This is a genomic window from uncultured Sphingobacterium sp., from assembly GCF_964277905.1.
In the GTDB taxonomy this organism is placed as follows: Bacteria; Bacteroidota; Bacteroidia; order Sphingobacteriales; family Sphingobacteriaceae; genus Sphingobacterium; species Sphingobacterium siyangense.
Genome location: NZ_CAXYKD010000029.1, coordinates 191,727 through 209,003, shown reverse-complemented (window position 1 = coordinate 209,003; position 17,277 = coordinate 191,727). Strand labels below are relative to the sequence as shown.

At 43.1% G+C, this 17,277-nt stretch carries 12 protein-coding genes; 11 read left to right on the top strand and 1 reads right to left on the bottom strand.

What is annotated here, in order from left to right; translation table 11 throughout:
• From ACHWSC_RS13560 to ACHWSC_RS13535, 6 genes are all read left to right on the top strand, one after another.
• Entirely contained in the window at nt 1-1,317 is a 1,317-nt protein-coding gene (locus tag ACHWSC_RS13560) for an MFS transporter (RefSeq protein ID WP_394677113.1), read from the top strand.
• 5 nt (nt 1,318-1,322) lie between these two features.
• Nucleotides 1,323-2,012: a GDSL-type esterase/lipase family protein gene (locus ACHWSC_RS13555; RefSeq protein ID WP_394677112.1), complete on the top strand. Its 690-nt coding sequence runs from the start codon at nt 1,323-1,325 to the stop codon at nt 2,010-2,012.
• Nucleotides 2,009-2,728 (top strand): GDSL-type esterase/lipase family protein, encoded by a 720-nt coding sequence (locus ACHWSC_RS13550; RefSeq protein ID WP_394677111.1) that lies wholly within the window; start codon nt 2,009-2,011, stop codon nt 2,726-2,728. Before ACHWSC_RS13555 ends, ACHWSC_RS13550 begins: the two co-directional genes overlap by 4 nt.
• On the top strand, nt 2,725-3,663 hold the full coding sequence (locus ACHWSC_RS13545; protein ID WP_120332480.1) for a DUF4434 domain-containing protein: 939 nt from the start codon (nt 2,725-2,727) through the stop codon (nt 3,661-3,663). Before ACHWSC_RS13550 ends, ACHWSC_RS13545 begins: the two co-directional genes overlap by 4 nt.
• A gap of 135 nt (nt 3,664-3,798) precedes the next feature.
• On the top strand, nt 3,799-4,965 hold the full coding sequence (locus ACHWSC_RS13540; protein WP_120332922.1) for an AGE family epimerase/isomerase: 1,167 nt from the start codon (nt 3,799-3,801) through the stop codon (nt 4,963-4,965).
• Nucleotides 4,966-4,975: 10 nt separating this feature from the next.
• Nucleotides 4,976-6,817, top strand: a complete 1,842-nt coding sequence (locus tag ACHWSC_RS13535; protein ID WP_394677110.1) for a carbon starvation protein A — start codon at nt 4,976-4,978, stop codon at nt 6,815-6,817.
• 37 nt (nt 6,818-6,854) lie between these two features.
• On the opposite strand, the gene ACHWSC_RS13530 is transcribed toward ACHWSC_RS13535, so the two are convergent.
• Entirely contained in the window at nt 6,855-8,084 is a 1,230-nt protein-coding gene (locus ACHWSC_RS13530; protein WP_394677109.1) for an ROK family protein, read from the bottom strand.
• Nucleotides 8,085-8,397: 313 nt separating this feature from the next.
• Here ACHWSC_RS13530 and ACHWSC_RS13525 point away from each other — a divergent pair, with 313 nt between their 5' ends.
• From ACHWSC_RS13525 to ACHWSC_RS13505, 5 genes are all read left to right on the top strand, one after another.
• Nucleotides 8,398-11,607 (top strand): SusC/RagA family TonB-linked outer membrane protein, encoded by a 3,210-nt coding sequence (locus ACHWSC_RS13525; protein WP_394677108.1) that lies wholly within the window; start codon nt 8,398-8,400, stop codon nt 11,605-11,607.
• Nucleotides 11,608-11,630: 23 nt separating this feature from the next.
• Entirely contained in the window at nt 11,631-13,334 is a 1,704-nt protein-coding gene (locus ACHWSC_RS13520; protein WP_394677107.1) for a RagB/SusD family nutrient uptake outer membrane protein, read from the top strand.
• 18 nt (nt 13,335-13,352) lie between these two features.
• The gene (locus tag ACHWSC_RS13515) at nt 13,353-15,020 is read left to right on the top strand and encodes a DUF5018 domain-containing protein (protein WP_394677106.1); all 1,668 of its coding nucleotides are present in this window, start codon (nt 13,353-13,355) and stop codon (nt 15,018-15,020) included.
• Nucleotides 15,021-15,091: 71 nt separating this feature from the next.
• Nucleotides 15,092-16,282 (top strand): copper amine oxidase, encoded by a 1,191-nt coding sequence (locus tag ACHWSC_RS13510; RefSeq protein ID WP_394677105.1) that lies wholly within the window; start codon nt 15,092-15,094, stop codon nt 16,280-16,282.
• Nucleotides 16,282-17,157 carry a hypothetical protein gene (locus ACHWSC_RS13505; protein WP_394677104.1) on the top strand — a complete coding sequence of 292 codons (876 nt, stop codon included), beginning with the start codon at nt 16,282-16,284 and terminating at the stop codon, nt 17,155-17,157. The genes ACHWSC_RS13510 and ACHWSC_RS13505 overlap by 1 nt, the downstream gene beginning before the upstream one ends.
• Nucleotides 17,158-17,277: the final 120 nt, after the last annotated feature.

Sequence of the window (17,277 nt, the reverse complement as noted above, 5' to 3'; positions counted from 1 at the left end):
ATGAATGAATTATTAGAACAAACGGTGGAGCTTCGCAAAGGGCGTAAGGCACTTCCGCCTATTTTTTGGATCTCCACAACATGGTTTGCCATGGGGCTACCTTTTGTTGCCCTTTCGGGTGCGAGCTCCATTATGTATAAAAATTTGGGGGTATCGGACGCACAGATTGCTTTTTGGACCTCATTGATTATGCTGCCCTGGACAATAAAACCCTTATGGGGGCCTTTTTTGGAGCTGTATAAGACCAAGAAATTTTTTGTCTATACCACGCAGATACTCACGGGGCTACTCTTTGGTCTACTTGGTCTTACGCTACAGTTGGATCATTTCTTTAGCTTCTCCATTGCCTTATTGACACTGATCGCATTCAGTGGTTCCACACATGATACCGCAGCCGACGGGGTATATTTGAATGAACTGAATGCAAAACAACAGGCAAAATATGTCGGCTGGCAAGGTGCCTTTTATAATGTGGCCAAAGTTTTTTCTGGCGGCGTACTCGTTTATTTGGCGGGGCAATTGGAGCAGGAAATCGGCATTAAATCCGCGTGGATGGTGGTGATGTTTGCTTATGGATTTATTATGTTGGGGATTGGATTGTACAGCATACGTGCTTTACCTGCTCACGATGAAGCACCCAAATCCACTTCTTTAAAGGAGGGAGTGGATACGCTTAAAGACGTTATCATAACTTTTTTTCAGAAAAAGAATATTTGGTTTAGTTTACTTTTTATTGTCTTTTATCGTTTTGCTGAAGGGCAGGCCATTAAGATCACCCCCTTATTTTTTAAAGCGCAACGTACCGAAGGTGGTCTGGGCCTCAGTACTTCGGAAATTGGATTGCTTTATGGTGTATTTGGTGCCATAGCTTTTGTGTTGGGATCGATTGTCGCAGGCCATTTTGTATCCAAAAAGGGCTTAGACCGGAGAACACTTATGATCCTTTGTGCCTTTTTTAATGTTCCATTTGTAGCTTATGCATTTCTTGCGATCACATTGCCGACAAACCTTTATCTCATAGCTGCTGCTGTCGCCATCGAGTACTTTGGATATGGTTTTGGCTTTATCGGAATTATTCTTTTTATCATGCAAAATATTGCCCCAGGTAAATATAAGATGGCACACTACGCTTTCGGAAGTGGACTTGTTAATCTGGGATTTATGATTCCTTCGATGATAAGCGGCTGGCTGAGTGATCATTTGGGCTATAAAGAATTTTTTATCTGGGTGTTGATTTCTACCATTCCAGCCTTTTTGGTTTCCTGGTGGGTGCCACTGCGAAAACCCGAAAAAGAGCATACCGACGAAAATAATTAATGCATATGAACATACTTTCTTATAGGAACTGGAAGGCCTTATTGTTGCCTTTTTTTTTACCGGCATTGACTTTAGCGCAATCAAAGGATATTGATTCTACGTTTGATAATCAGCATTATCGCGCAAGGCTTGAGTTTTTTAAAGCGATGCCCAATCAGAAGGACGAAATCGTTTTCCTTGGCAATAGCATTACCGAAGGTGGAAAATGGCAAGAAATCCTCCAGCAGAAGCATGTGATCAATCGTGGGATTAGCGGTGATGTGACTTACGGTATTTTAGCACGACTAGATGAGATATTAGCGTCCAGACCACGAAAAATATTTCTGCTCTGTGGGGTGAACGACATGAAAAGAGGAATACCGCTTTCCATTATTTCAACGAATATAGAAAGGATAATAAAGCAGGTTAAAAAGCAGTCGCCAAATACAGCGCTTTTTGTGCAGGGACTTCTACCTGTGAATGAATCTTTACTGCCAAAAATCTATGAAGAGGTTCGGAATGACAAGATCGTGCTACTGAACAAAGCTTTGAAAGAATTGTGTACGGCACATCAAATTCGTTTTGTAGACTTACAGCCGATATTGGTGGACGGTAAAGGGGAACTAAAAGCTGAGCTAACAATTGATGGCTTACATCTGAAGCAAGCCACCTATTTAATTTGGGCCAATTATTTAAAACAGCAAAAACTATTATGAGATCATTGGAATTTTTTAAGGCGTATCGTGTTTTCCAAGGTTGCTTCCTAATTGGAATATATCTATCGGTATTTTCCCAGTCCCTCTCAGCTCAGGAGACTAAAATAGATAGCAGTTACGCCAACTGGTATTATCAACAACGAATGGCCTATTTCGAACAAAGTCCAACAATTAAAGGAGCAGTCGTGTTTTTGGGAAATAGTATTACTGAACGGGCAGAATGGCAGGAATTGCTTGCAGATTCAAGATATCCTGTACTGAACAGGGGGATAGGCGGAGATAATTCGTTTGGGATTCTTGCGCGTATAGATGAGGTGTTGCGCGGACGTCCGCGGGCAATTTTTCTGATGGATGGCATTAATGACCAATTCCGAAAGCTTCCGCAGGAAGTGTCGGTCAATAACTACAAGCGTATCATTAAACGAATAAAAAAGATCTCACCAAAGACCCTTATCTATCTTCAGAGTGCTTTGCCGATCAATGAAGAACTAACAAAAGAGCCTTATACAAAAGGTAGAAATGTGTTGGTTCCGATCTTAAATGAAAAACTAAGACAGCTTGCAGCAGATGAAAATGTTCCATTTGTTGACCTCTGCCCACTTTTTCAGGACAATGAGGGAAAACTTAACGCAATTTACTCAGCTGATGGTGTGCATCTGATACCCAGTGCCTATATAAAATGGGTGCAATTATTAAAAGAAAAGAAATATTTATGAGAATTACAGGGACATTTATTGACGAGATTTCCCACGATATTCCGCACCAGAATTGGGGTCCGGAAGAGTGGGATCGGGATTTTGCATATATGAAGGCAATTGGTATAGACACTGTTATTATGATTCGCAGTGGCTATCGTAAATTTATAACCTATCCATCGGCTTATCTGATGGACAAATATGGCTGTTTTAAACCATCGTTGGATCTTGTAGAGCTTTATCTGCAGCTTGCAGACAAGTATGAGATGAAATTCTATTTTGGACTTTATGACAGCGGTATTTATTGGGAGACAGGAGACCTGAGTCACGAAATCGATGCCAATCAATATGTAATTGAAGAGGTTTGGGCTAAATATGGGCATTATAAAAGCTTCGGTGGATGGTATATCAGTACGGAAATCAGTCGTAAAACGAAAGGGGCGGTTCATGCTTTTCGTACACTTGGGTTACAGTGCAAGACCGTCAGTGGGGGCTTGCCGACATTTATATCGCCCTGGATTGATGGGAAAAAAGCTGTGCTTGCCGCTTCTCCCGAGCTTAGTAAAGCCGATGCAGTTTCGGTATTGGAACACGAACGGGAATGGGGCGAAATTTTTGAAGGTATACAAGGTGCTGTCGACGCAGTGGCCTTTCAGGATGGACACATTGATTACGATGAGCTTCCCGATTTTTTTGAGGTCAATAAGAAATTGGCTGATAAATATGGTATGGCCTGTTGGACGAATGCCGAATCTTTTGACCGGGATATGCCGATCAAATTCTTGCCGATCAAGTTTGATAAACTAAGGCTAAAACTTGAAGCTGCAGCAAAGGCGGGTTATGATAAGGCTATTACTTTCGAATTTTCTCACTTTATGAGTCCACAATCCGCTTATTTACAGGCAGGACACCTTTACAATCGGTACCGGGAACATGCACTGAACCACAATTGGTGATAGGGATCGCGTGTTTACAGCACGCGAAATGACGACAAAAGCAATCTCGAAAAAGTCAGAGAACAAGAAATAGCATTATTGATAAGAGTAGGCCAGAGATTTTAAATGGCCTTTAAAGAGCAAATTCATTTATATATGAATCATTATAGTACAATTTATAAAGACGAATTATTTAATCATATTCTTCCTTTCTGGACGGAGCATTCGCTCGATAAGGAGTATGGTGGCTATTTTACCTGTCTGGATAGAAGAGGTGGAGTTTTTGATACGGATAAGTTTATGTGGCTGCAGGGGCGGCAAGTTTGGCTCTTTTCGAGTATTTACAACAAAATTGAAACACGGTCATCCTGGTTGGATATTGCAGTTCATGGTGCCAGCTTTATGGAAAAACATGGACGTGACGAAGAGGGGAACTGGTATTTTTCACTTGATCGACAAGGGAAGGCACTTGTGCAGCCCTATAATATTTTTTCCGATTGCTTTGCTGCCATGGGATTTGGTGCCCTGTATACAGCAACTCAGGAGCAGCGTTACGCGGAAATTGCGCAAGATACCTTTCATAATATATTGAAACGGCGAACACATACCAAGGGCATATACGATAAGGCTGTTCCAGGGACACGTCCATCAAAGAATTTTGCTTTGCCTATGATCTTGAGCAATCTCTCCATCGAACTGGAGCATTTATTGGAACCTAACCTGGTGCAGGAATTGATTGAGGATATCGTGGTGGAGGTAATGGATGTATTTTATAAAGAGGAGCAGGGGCTTGTCTTTGAAAATGTAAGTCCCAATGGTTCATTGCTGGATAGTTTTGAAGGAAGATTGCTCAATCCGGGACATGCGATAGAGGCCATGTGGTTTATGATGGATCTGGGAGAAAGATTGCAGCGACCAGCGTTGATTGAAAAAGCTATGCGTATTGGTCTTCGTATGTTGGAGCATGGATGGGATGAGAAATATGGAGGTATATTCTACTTTATGGATGCGCAGGGTAAACCGACCCAGCAGCTGGAATGGGACCAGAAGTTATGGTGGGTGCACTGTGAAACACTGGTATGTATGGCGAAAGCTTGGGTACTGACGGGTAATGAAGAGGCTAAACGTTGGTTCGAACGGGTTCATGAATATACCTGGACGCATTTTAGGGACCCCGAACATGGTGAATGGTTTGGCTATCTCAATCGAAGAGGTGAGGTATTGCTCGATCTCAAAGGCGGAAAATGGAAGGGATGCTTTCATGTACCTCGTGCCTTATGGAAGGTATATGAGGTGTTTGAAAAAGCAAAAATAATCGTGTAACTTAACTGGTATGGATGCTCTCAATGGAATAAATGCGTTGACCTTAGTTTTCGCAGCGATATTGATCTTTGCGATCGCTTATCGTTTTTATGGCTTGTTTCTAGCAAATAAGCTGCTCAGGTTGAATGGTAGTCGTCAGACACCGGCGGTGGAGTTTGCTGATGGACATGATTATGTGAAAACCGATAAAAAAGTGCTGTTTGGCCATCATTTCGCAGCGATAGCTGCTGCAGGACCACTAGTTGGTCCAGTTCTCGCGGCACAGTTTGGTTACCTGCCCGGCGCTCTGTGGATATTAATTGGTTGTGTATTAGGTGGCGGTGTGCACGATATGGTCGTGCTTTTCGCTTCTGTACGACATAAAGGAGAAAGTTTGGCAACCATTGCCTCCAAGGAGGTCAGTAAACCTATTGGGGCTATTGCTGGTATTGCCGTACTTTTCATTTTGATCCTAACGTTGGCCGGATTATCGCTGGCCTGTATTAGTGCAATGCACGAGGCACCATGGTCTTTATTTACGATTGTACTGACAATGCCCATTGCTATTTTTATGGGCTTAATGATGCGCTATCGGGAGGGCTCGGTGACCTTGGCGAGTATCATTGGCGGTATCCTGCTTATTGCAGGTATTATAGCTGGTCATCACCTGATGCAGGTTCCAACTTTTCACGCACTTTTCAACTGGGATGTGAAAACGATCTCTATCGGTATTGCTGTATATGGTTTCTTCGCTTCAGTATTGCCCATCTGGCTATTATTGGTTCCGAGAGATTACCTTTCGACTTATCTCAAAATAGGTACAATTATTATGCTGACGGTAGGGATATTTTTTGTTGCACCAACAATTCAGATGCCCGCCTTGACCTCATTTATCCATGGTGGCGGACCCGTAATTTCAGGACCTGTCTTGCCCTTTATCTTTATTGTGATTGCCTGTGGAGCCATATCAGGGTTCCACGCTATTATCGCAACCGGGACGACGCCCAAAATGATCGGTAATGAACGCGAGATCTTGTTTGTGGGGTATGGCGCCATGCTTGTTGAAGGCTTTGTTGCCTTGATGGCCTTGATTGCAGCTTGTACGTTGATGCCTGGTGATTATTTTGCAATCAATACGCCGGTAGCCGATTATGCACAGTTTCTAGCGCAGCACCCCCATCTTTCAGCTGTGGATTTACCACATTTTATAGACAGAATAGGTGTAGATCTGCACGGTCGGACGGGCGGGGCAGTGTCGTTGGCTGTAGGGATGGCTCATATCTTCGATAAGGTTCCTTTTATGAACGATATAATGGCCTATTGGTATAATTTCGCTATCATGTTTGAAGCTGTTTTTATTCTTACAGCGATTGATGCAGGTACCAGGGTGGGACGTTTTTTTCTACAGGAAATGCTTGGAACTGTTTTTCCTAAATTTAGCGATAAAAACTGGAAACCAGGTGTATGGATTTGCAGCGCCCTGTTTACGTTTTCCTGGGGATATTTGGTTTATACCGGTAACGTAAGTAGCATTTGGCCATTATTTGGTATTAGCAATCAGCTCTTGGCAGCCTGTGGTCTGATTGTATGTACAACGATGCTCATCCGGATGAATAGACGAAAATATGTCTTGTTTGCAGCCGTTCCCGGTGTCTTTATGGCTGTGATTACATTTTGGGCCGGCTATCTTCAGGTGGTACAAGGATATGTGCCTAAAGGACAGTACCTACTGGCGGGCTTGGCCGTAGCAGCGATGTCATTGATGGCGATTGTATTTATCGGAACGTTTAAGAAGTGGATATACCTTGCACAAAGGAAAGAGCAGGTGAAAGATCAATATGGAGAGGTTGTGAAGGAGATTGTAGAAAGATAAAGTAGCGTGGATTTCACTGAAATCCACGCCTTATGTCTTAATCGATAATAGAAAGCAGACGGTCCCGAATGAGAAGGCAAGCTCCAAAGGCCGCAAGTTTTTCCCCATTATTTGAATAAGCAAGTTTGGTGTCCTTGTTGACAATGGATAATGAAAACTTATTGACTGCATTTTTCAGCGGTAACATCAGGTATTCCTCACTCTTGGCTAAAATACCACCTACGATGATGATTTCTGGATTGAAAATATTGATCAATGTAGCAAGCCCACGACCTAATTTTTCCCCAAGTTCATTGATCAACTCAATAGCGAGATTGTCATCTTTTTTTGCAGCAGTGATAATATCGCTGAGCCGGATATCTTCCAGATCATTGAATTTTTTTGTTAGGATGCTCGTTGCGCCATTTTGCAGTGCTGCTATTACACGGTTTCTAAGTGCAAAACCAGATGCTTCCGTTTCGAGGCAACCCTTTTTTCCGCAGCGACAGATGATATCGTTGTCAAAAATGGGAATATGTCCAAATTCACCCGAGAAACCCGATTTCCCATAATAGATCTTTCCGTTGATTAAAATACCCAACCCGATACCGTTGTCTACATTGACAAAGAGTGCATCTTTCTCGTCCTTTAAAATTCCGCTGGAAAATTCGCCATAAGCAAGCGCCTTACTGTCGTTTTCAAGATAGGCGCGCAATTGCAGCTCCTGTTCGAAATATTTCGATAAAGGATCTTCATAAAAATTAAAATAACTGTAGGAATAACCTGTTCGATAGTTGATACGGCCAGAAAGATTGATACCTACACCCAATATTTTATCCTTTTGAATCTGATGTGTGGCAATAAACTGATTGATCTCCCGGCATATATTCTGGAGTGATTCCTGATTATTCTCCAAACGATGTGGAATTTCCTCCTGGCTGGCAATAATGTCTTTCTTCATATTCATGACCACGATACTGAGGTGATCATGGCTTACCTGAACACCGACAAAAAATGCTGCATTCGGAAGTAGACCGTAGGAATTCGGTTTTCTGCCAATTCCCGAAGTCGATTTTCCATTGTCCTGTACCAATGCGTCTTCGATGAGTTCATTGATGCATTCGTTAATCTTCGGAATGCTAATGTTGAATTCCTTGCTCAGCTCAGGAATAGTCGAAGGACCTTTGGTCGCAAAAAAGGTTAAAATTTCCTTTTTAAGTAAAATGTTTTTATACGCTACACCGCTATAGCTCGCATCATGTAAGTCACTCAAAAATTTTATACCCATAACTTTGTTACGTTAACTTCAGGGTAAATATAGTAAATATCTCATCATCGCAAATTAAGTTTATGTTTTTTCTTCTTTAGTCTGTTTGAATTAATAAAAAAAATTAGAAATAATTTGAATATTTAAAATTTTATTTCTTATTTAGTGTTGTGTAAATAATATACCTAATAATTGTAAACCAAAATACGTTGCCTTGTCCGTGTCAGAACGTTGCGTGTTTTATCCAATGGAAAACGTCTGATCATGGTGTAGGTAACCGAGTGACCATAAATACTATTTTTTTAACATAACACTATTTTTTCATTCCTAAATTATGAAACCAACACATGTAAAACGCAGGTATCTTTTTAAGGCATTGGGATTACTTATTGTTTTTATGCAATCCGCAATAAGCTTTGCTCAATCCATTGTAAATGGTACCATACGAAATCGCGATGAACAGCCTATTGCTGGGGCGACGGTTAAAGTAGTGGGGACTTCTGTAAAAACACGTACAGATCAAAAAGGGAGTTTTACCGTGCAGGTAGACCGACTTCCGGCTGAACTTCAGGTTAGTTATATCGGCTATTTGTCGCAGTCGCGGAAGATCACAGTTGCCGGTACACAAAGTTTTGTTTTGCAGTCCGATGAACGTCAGATTGACGAGGTCGTTGTTGTGGCTTATGGTACGCAAAAGAAGAACAATGTTGTTGGATCTGTCGTACAGATCGGAGGTGATCAGCTCAAGAAAGCCCCGTCGATGAATTTGACCAATGCACTTGTAGGACGTGTTCCCGGATTGACAGCATTACAACAATCAGGACGCCCGGGGGCAGATAATGCGACATTATATCTGCGCGGGGTAGGAACTTATGGCGGTAATCGAAGTCCTTTGGTGATTGTCGATGATATCGAAAGACCGCTTTCTACCTTGGCTTATTTGGACCCAAGTGAGATAGAAACGATTTCCTTTTTAAAGGATGCAGTTTCCACGGCTGCTTATGGTGTACAGGCCGCTAATGGTATTATATTGGTTAAAACAAAAAATGGACGAAAGGAACAGACCAAAGTAACCTATGACTTTGGATACAGCATTGGCCAAAATACCCGCTTTCCAAAATTCCTCAATGGACCGGATTATATGAACTGGTATAACAAAGGAACAGAACTGGACAATGATTTTCTCCGAAATACGAAGCAGACTGAAGCACCTTACATCTACACTCAGGAACTCATCGATGCTGTGGCAAATGGAACCAATACCAATCCGTTATTTGGGAATACAAACTGGATTGGCCTATTGGCAGATAATAATAGCTATTCGCAACATCATGCCGCAACAATTTCTGGTGGAGCGGGCAAAACGCAGTATTTTGCTTCGGTCAGCCATATGAACCAGGACGGGGTGATCGACAATACCAATTTTAAACGCTACAATATCCGTACAAACCTTAAAAGTGAGCTTAACGAATACCTGACGGTTGGTTTGAACATTGGTTTGCGTAATCAGAATACCAATTTACCCGGTATTTCACCCGATAACTCGGCCTATATGAATCCATTTTACCAGGCTGTTCGGATGCTCCCGAATCTGCCTATGTATGCCCAAAATGGACTACCGGTAGCATATCAGGCCGGAGCAGGTTGGGTCAACCCAATTGCTTCCGTAGCAAATTCGGGATACCAGAAGCTCAAAAGCAATATCTTTCAGGGAACAGCAAACATCGATTTTAAAGTTCCGGGAGTAACAGGTTTGCTGGCAAAAGTCCAGGGCGCATACGACTATAATTCGGATGAATCCAAATCTTGGCTGACACCCTATCCGACGATGGGAAGACAGCGGGACCAGGTTGCAGGCGACTTTGTGGCCATGACCACTTTGCCTGGAATCACAAAGACCTCTCTTCGTCAGAGTTTTGCTGCAAACTATCGCAGCACCTGGCAGGCCAGTTTAAATTACAACCGCACTTTTGGTGATCATAGCATCGGTGTGTTAGGTTTATATGAATATGCAAAAACTCATGGTAATCAATTTGGTGCCGGCGCAAGTAATTTTCCAATCAGTATTATTCAGGAAATAAACTATGGTTCGGCTTCCCAGGAAGACATTATCAAGTCTACAGGTTCCAGCGATGCAGAATCTGCACGGGCGGGATTCGTGACACGGCTGAATTATGCTTTCCGCGATCGTTATTTGGTGGAGTTGGTGTCGCGTTGGGATGCCTCCGCTAACTTTGCCAAGGAAAATCGCTGGAAATCTTTCCCGGCCATTGGATTGGGCTGGGTTGTCTCAAATGAGTCCTTCTTTAAGGAAGCTGTCCCTTTTGCAGATTTCCTTAAATTAAAAGGGTCTATTGGGCGTACAGGCAATGATCGTGCACAAGTGGGTAGTTTCCCTTACATTAATACCCTTTCGCAAAATACAACACCAGTCATTGTCATAGACGGCAAGCCGGTCAAAGCCTTATATACCAATGCACCTCAAAACCCACTATTGAAATGGGAAGAATCCACCACATCCAATGTTGGATTTGAATCACGGTTTTTAAATGGAAAATTTGGTTTTGATTTCGAATGGTTCTACCGTTATACTTCCGGTATTCTGGGACAGGTAGGGAACCTTTATCCAGCGTCGATGGGAGGTTATTTTCCGAGTTTGGCCAATATTGGCGAAGTTGATAATCGCGGTTTCGATGCCCAATTTCGTTATAACGACCGTTTTGGTGAATTCAAACTGGGCGTAACCGGCAATATCAACTGGGCGAAAAACAGGTATCTGAAGCTGGATGAAGCGAACGGTATCCCTTCTTGGCAGAGTCTCATTGGCAAACCTATCGGAACAAAAATTGGATTTGTCAAAGAGGGTATGGTACAGACCTGGGAGGAAGCACGCAATACACCTTCACCAAGTTCTGGATTTATGGCTCCCGGTTTTTTCAAATTTAAAGATTTGAATGGCGACGGCAGGATTACCCGAACAGATGATATGACCTATATTGGACGCTCCAATGTACCTGAATTAACATTCGGTTTGAATTTCGATATGGCTTATAAAGGCTTCGACTTTTCAGCATTGTTGCAAGGTGCTGCACGTGTTGATGTTGCCCTAGCAGGAGCCTACGAAGGATCGTCAGGAACTTCAGGGGTAGAGGATAATACACCTTTTACGCGACCTTTTTATAACTATGGAAACTCCCCTTATTTCTTGGTTGAAAACTCATGGCGCGAAGACAATCCGAATGCCGAATTTCCACGTATGAGTGCCTATAAAGCAACAGGTATGTCGACGAACAATGCAAATGCCAATTCAGGATGGATCAGAAAAGGAGATTATCTGCGGCTTAAATCCGTGCAGTTGGGCTACACTTTCCCGAAAGGATTGCTGAATGCAGCGAAGATTGAACATGTACGCGTGTTTGCTTCTGGCTCAAACCTTTTCACATGGGATTACTTGAAATATCTCGATCCCGAAATGCCAAATGTCAATAATGGATTTTATCCGCAGCAACGGATTTTTGAATTTGGTTTAAGCGTTACTTTTTAATCTCCTAAAAATTACTATTACAGATGAAATCAACTCTATATACCAGCTGTCGGCAGCTTTCATTTTTAGGCCTGTTGTTTATGGCGTTGCAAGGTTGTTCTGTCGATCTAATTCCACAGGACCGGATCGCAGAAGAGAAGGTATGGGCTGACCCCAATTCGGCCGAACTATATGTTTCGGGTATCTATGCTGAATTTAAAAAATTCCAGTTTGGTCAATTTCCCAATTTAGGCTATGACAATGCAATGGATGCCTTAGCCGATGGAATGAAATTTACCTCAAATACGGCTGGGAATGGTACCGTCAATATTCTTGTATCCAACTCAAACCAGTTTTCTTCCGCAAGCGTGGGTTTGAATTATTGGGCGAGCGGATATGAACGTATCCGTCGTATCAATGAAATGATCAATGGGATTAACACCAAGTCCAGCCTTTCCGATGCTCAAAAGCAGGTTTATGAGGCTGAGGGCAGGTTCGTGAGAGCATATGCCTATTTCTGGCTGGCAAAGATCCATGGAAGCGTGATTCTATTCAAGAGTATGGATCAGTATACTGAAAAAGATCACGAACGCTCGAGCGAGGAAGCCGTTTATGATTTTATCCTGGAGGATCTCCAATTTGCGGCGGATCATCTTCCGCTCAACAATCTTGCAGGCCGGGCTACCCAGGGCGCGGCCTATACCTTGATGGCGCGTGTAGGACTGTATGCAGGCTCTATTGCTAAATATGATCTCAAGCAGTTCAATCAGGATCCTTTGACGGGCATTTCACAGGCGAGGAGCGCGGAGTATTTTAAAAAATCAGCCGATGCGGCGCAGAAAGTCATCGATATGGCTAATGGGGGAGTCTATGCTTTGGACGATAATTTTGCAAGCATTTTTACCAATAAAAATACAAAGGAAGCAATCTTTCGGGTAGATTTTGCAGCACCTGATGTCACGCATCAATACGACCTGGGCTATGCCCCACCTCGAGATGCTCAGGGTAATACATTGGTTTATGGTGTACCAACCGCGGAATTGGTCAATGAATTTGAAATGGCCGACGGATCCAAATTCTCCTGGCAGAATGCTGCGCAGGCAGCGGCTCCCTATACAAATCGTGAGCCTCGTTTCTATGCGACGATCTTGTACAATGGTGCAACCTGGAAAGGAAGAACACTGAATACGTCGACGACCGATGCGATAGAAGGATTCACAACATTTGGCGCGAGTGGCGACCCCAAACGTACCGTTACGGGATACTATGTACGCAAAATGCTTGATCCTACAAATACCACATTCGTTCAAAATAAGAGTACACAAAGCTGGATCGAAATGCGCTATGCCGAGGTCTTGTTGATTATGGCGGAAGCGAAAGCGCAATTGGGCGATTTTGCGACTGCAACAACCTACATCAATCAGCTTCGCCAGAAGCGTGGACTTAATGCCCTTAGCCTTGCCAACAATAATCAGGCAATGGCCGCAGTGGAGCACGAGCGCAAAGTTGAACTCGCTTTTGAGGGACATCGTTTTTGGGATTTGCGCCGTTGGAGAAAAGCTCACCTCCTGTTGGATAATGTGAAGTTTACAGGGCATAAGATCAGTCCGAACGCAACAGGATTAACGTATGAAGTTGTCTCAGCAGACGCAACCAACAGAAGTTTCAGTACAAAATTATATTATCTGCCCATACCTGAAAATGAAGTGCAGTTGAACGGCGCTTTGACTCAAATTAAAGGTTGGTAAAAACATGAAAGACTAGCAATGGACAAAATAAAATTTTACAGTTTATGGGCCTGTGCGATCCTTTTGGGAGGATGTCAAAAACCTAATTATCTGGAGCGGAATGTGAAAAATCAATTGATGGATTTTTACGCTACGATTGATGGGAAAGGGCAAGATCGGCTCTTCTTGAGTACGATCAGCAATGATACGGTGTATTTGCACGTAGATTATTATTATCCGATCGATTCGGACAATGAAGTAGATCTTTCGCGGCTGATGTTGCGTGCTTCCGTTCCGGCTGATGCCCAGGTGACGCCGGGATTAAATGGATTTACAGACTTGACGGCACCCAAGAAAATTACTGTTACCGCTGGAAACGGTGACGCAAAGGATTATGTGGTCATTGCCGAGAAGAAAGGCAATACGGATATTTCGGGAATCAAAATTACATTTAAAGACAGCGAACAAAAGGAAAATGAGGTTGAGGGGATCTTAAACGGGAATACGGTGACGTTTTATGTGGTGCCGGGTATGGATCTTTCACAATCTACGCTGAGTTACGTTATTAATAAACATTCCAGTGGTTCTATAGCAAGCGGAGGTCAGGTCAATTTAGCAAACGGTGCAGAAGTACCCCTGACGATTTCTGGAGCCGGAAATATCATGCGGCAGCTCAAATTGGTTGTCAAAGAACCTGTCAAACTTGAAAAAGGGGTGGGCATTAACCGGCGCTTGTTCCTGAAGAAAGCGGCAGACTTGGGCTTCACTGCAAATAGTGAAACGTCCTGTTTTGTGAGTGGCGATTACCTAGTGATTGTGAGCCGGACTTCACCATCTGTATTTAAGGTGTACAACCGTTTCACAGGAGCTTATTCCCATAACCTAACAAATCCTTTCCCGGTAGGCCGTTTGATCTTCCAAGGCGTGAGCGATGAAAAAGGACGATTTATGCTAGGAACTTATACGCCGAATGGACAGAGCTTTGTGCTATACAAATACAAAGATGTTTTTGATACCAGTCCTGCCAAGCTATTGGATCTACCTTATAGCAAACCTGCTGCGGTAGCTGCCGGCGATGGCAATATCGGTCGTAAACTTAACTGGGTAGGGGATATGGACGGAAACGGTCAGTTACTCGCTTCTGTTGCAACCAGTCGTTACCTCCTGCGTTGGACAGTCGAAAATGGCCAGATAAAATCTACAGCTGCCGATGTCCTGGAATATAAAGATGGTGCGACATCATTAGGCTTCCTACCGGAATATCTTCCTTTAGGGGTCGGCACTAACGCCGAACTGATCGCGAGCACTAACGCCGAACTTGCTTATGTTTCGGGAAGTACATGGGGGCGGCTAGCAGCATTCCCGGCAATTACAGGTACTGCTATGAATGGTGGTATCGCCTTTCAGCGTTTTAACAATGCAGATATTTTGGCTCAGGTCAAATTGTTTGGAAGCAATGAGATTGGTCAGATGTATGTTTATGATATTAGCGATCGAGCCCGCATTGGTACCACACTGAGTTCTCCGACCTATAACCAATTGCGTGTTTATGAGTCCGAACTGTTTACTGGCGGTACCAATGGTAATGCAACCAGCGACATCTGTATGGGAACCTCAGAAAATGGACAAAGGCTTCAGGTGTATATGTTGACGACCTTTGGTTATCTCGTTGCGCAGGAGTTTACAATTTATGCCGATTCAAATTAAAATAATCGTTCCTTCACGCAGCTTGTGTTGCAGTGGAGGAACATTGTATTCATTCGTAAAAAAATAAAATTATGAACAAGCACATCAAAACAAGCTTATTGTTGATGTTAGGTTTAGTTTCGTGTAAAGTTGGATTTGCACAAAAAAATGATTTAAGTAGCGTGTCCAAAAAGATTGTCAGCGCAAATAAAGGCGATATCGTTTTGTTGGAGGATTTTCTAAAAACGGACTTTTCCAAGTTGCCTTACACAAAGACCGTATTACCGGGGCCGCAGTATATCATATCTGATGATCCCGAGTATATCCGTGTTCCGGAAGCCATTGCACTACAGGAGACGGTTGATCCCGGAGCAGTTAGGTTGTATGTCTATAATGTCAATGGTGTCAAAGAACCTCAAAAAATGCCCCGTAAGATTTCGGCGGTCATAAAAAACCTGGGGCATGAAAATATGCATTTTCGCATGTTGAAGTATGCCTCACAAAAACCGAGTTCAAACTACTTTGAAATTGGAAAGAAGGGGCTTGAGGACTACTTTTTATCTGCTGTAAACAATCAGGTGAAAGTACTTAAACCGGGGGAAGTGATGGCTATCGATGAAAAACTGGAAAAACAGCTGGTACAATACGATGAACTTGTCCATGGATTCTATGAATTTGTGGTAGACCAGCCGGCGCAGATCTCTGTCATACAATTTGCCCCAAATGAGTCTGGACCAAAAGTGTTTCCGCGGATAAAGACGCTGATTCCACATAGTCACGCAAACGCTGGGCGTGGTATTTTTCCAATTTCCAATTATCAGATTAATCCGAAAGATACGCTTGACACCAAAAAAGGAGCAGTGCAGCTGATTATTGCCGACGGGCAGGACGATCCATGGATCACGGGAACGATTGGCGCGAAAAAAGAATTTGCCAAGAATGCCGGAAACTACGGTGTGCTGTATAAAACAAAGATCAAATGGAAGAGTACAGACGGAAAAGGATTGGCTTTGGTCAGCTGGAACAGCCGATCTGGCGACAACCAATGGTGTGGTGGTATGGGGCTGACAATGGAACTTGTGGGGCAAGACGGTCAAAAGACAGTGATGCAATATCCCAAAAATGCGCTGATTACAAAAGGTTATCCAGAGGCAATTCTCATCGAAACTTATTGGCCCGACCCGAAGAAGGAAATACAGGAAATTGAATTTACCTATTCTCCTCCGGGAGCTTCCTGCCTACCGACCCCATTAATTTTTGTACCCATTGATCCGAAGAAATAATGAAACACATACTCTTACTTTTTTTACTAGGCCTGACCGCCTGCAGTGCAAAAAATGAATTTGTTAAACCAGAATTTCCGGTTGTAGGTGTTGATGGGAATGAGTATCTCAAAAATGAGGTGCGTCCGGCTTCTTCAAAAGCTTGTTTTCAAGGAGCCTACTATCGAAAAGTCGTTTCCAGTACAGATGTTTGGGTCGGCATTAAGGCCGAAGTTACCTTACCAAAGATGGAATTTGATCCGGCTCGGTTGAACCCGGGCAAACCCAAGCAATACCTGGATAATCCCTCCGTTTATATGGGCGGTAACATGGGGGGACAGGAAACGGATATTGGTCTTACCTGGGAAGTTATTAAAGATGAAAAAGGAAATGTGACTGAAGACAGACGGGCTTTCAGACCATTTTTACGAAGAGCTGCACATAGCTCTGGCCAGGCAAGTCTTTATCAAAATGCACCCGCACAGGACGAATATTATTGGTATCCTGGAGAAAAGGTGCTAATGACATTGGAAATTGTTGGTCCAGGGATGTTAAAATTTGCTATACAGGGTAACGGCAAGAAATATGAAGCTACGTTTGAAAGTGCAGGATATACCCTGGGTGGATTGGGCGAGTTTAAGCGGGTGAACGCTATCGATCAGGTGGCCAATGAAGGCAAACCTGTACAGGCAACAAAAACGAAAGTATTGGAAGCGATTTGGTCCTACACCACTTTACTCCGCTATGATGCAAAGCAAGTGATCGAAGTGCCTATGCATGCGGGACGGATGACGCAGATGGCCTGCCCAGAAGCACAATATTTTAAAATCCAACAGGATGCAGCCAACCTCAAAAAAGGAGGGGAGAATGTACAGATAAATGGAGCTGGTTTTTAAATATTGCTCACAAAAAATATAAACGGCCAAAGCCAGTTTGTACTTTGCTGCTACCTATATAAAAATCAACAAGGTTATTTCCTTTCAAGGAAATAACCTTGTTGATTTTAGCTAATTGTT

Excerpts from the sequence above, each read along its gene's own strand:
- ACHWSC_RS13510 (WP_394677105.1), top strand. The coding sequence starts at position 15,092 with ATGAACAAGCACATCAAAACAAGCTTATTGTTGATGTTAGGTTTAGTT.
- ACHWSC_RS13525 (WP_394677108.1), top strand. The coding sequence starts at position 8,398 with ATGAAACCAACACATGTAAAACGCAGGTATCTTTTTAAGGCATTGGGA.
- ACHWSC_RS13535 (WP_394677110.1), top strand. The coding sequence starts at position 4,976 with ATGGATGCTCTCAATGGAATAAATGCGTTGACCTTAGTTTTCGCAGCG.
- ACHWSC_RS13515 (WP_394677106.1), top strand. The coding sequence starts at position 13,353 with ATGGACAAAATAAAATTTTACAGTTTATGGGCCTGTGCGATCCTTTTG.
- ACHWSC_RS13555 (WP_394677112.1), top strand. The coding sequence starts at position 1,323 with ATGAACATACTTTCTTATAGGAACTGGAAGGCCTTATTGTTGCCTTTT.
- ACHWSC_RS13530 (WP_394677109.1), bottom strand. The coding sequence starts at position 8,084 with ATGGGTATAAAATTTTTGAGTGACTTACATGATGCGAGCTATAGCGGT.
- ACHWSC_RS13560 (WP_394677113.1), top strand. The coding sequence starts at position 1 with ATGAATGAATTATTAGAACAAACGGTGGAGCTTCGCAAAGGGCGTAAG.
- ACHWSC_RS13550 (WP_394677111.1), top strand. The coding sequence starts at position 2,009 with ATGAGATCATTGGAATTTTTTAAGGCGTATCGTGTTTTCCAAGGTTGC.
- ACHWSC_RS13540 (WP_120332922.1), top strand. The coding sequence starts at position 3,799 with ATGAATCATTATAGTACAATTTATAAAGACGAATTATTTAATCATATT.
- ACHWSC_RS13505 (WP_394677104.1), top strand. The coding sequence starts at position 16,282 with ATGAAACACATACTCTTACTTTTTTTACTAGGCCTGACCGCCTGCAGT.
- ACHWSC_RS13520 (WP_394677107.1), top strand. The coding sequence starts at position 11,631 with ATGAAATCAACTCTATATACCAGCTGTCGGCAGCTTTCATTTTTAGGC.
- ACHWSC_RS13545 (WP_120332480.1), top strand. The coding sequence starts at position 2,725 with ATGAGAATTACAGGGACATTTATTGACGAGATTTCCCACGATATTCCG.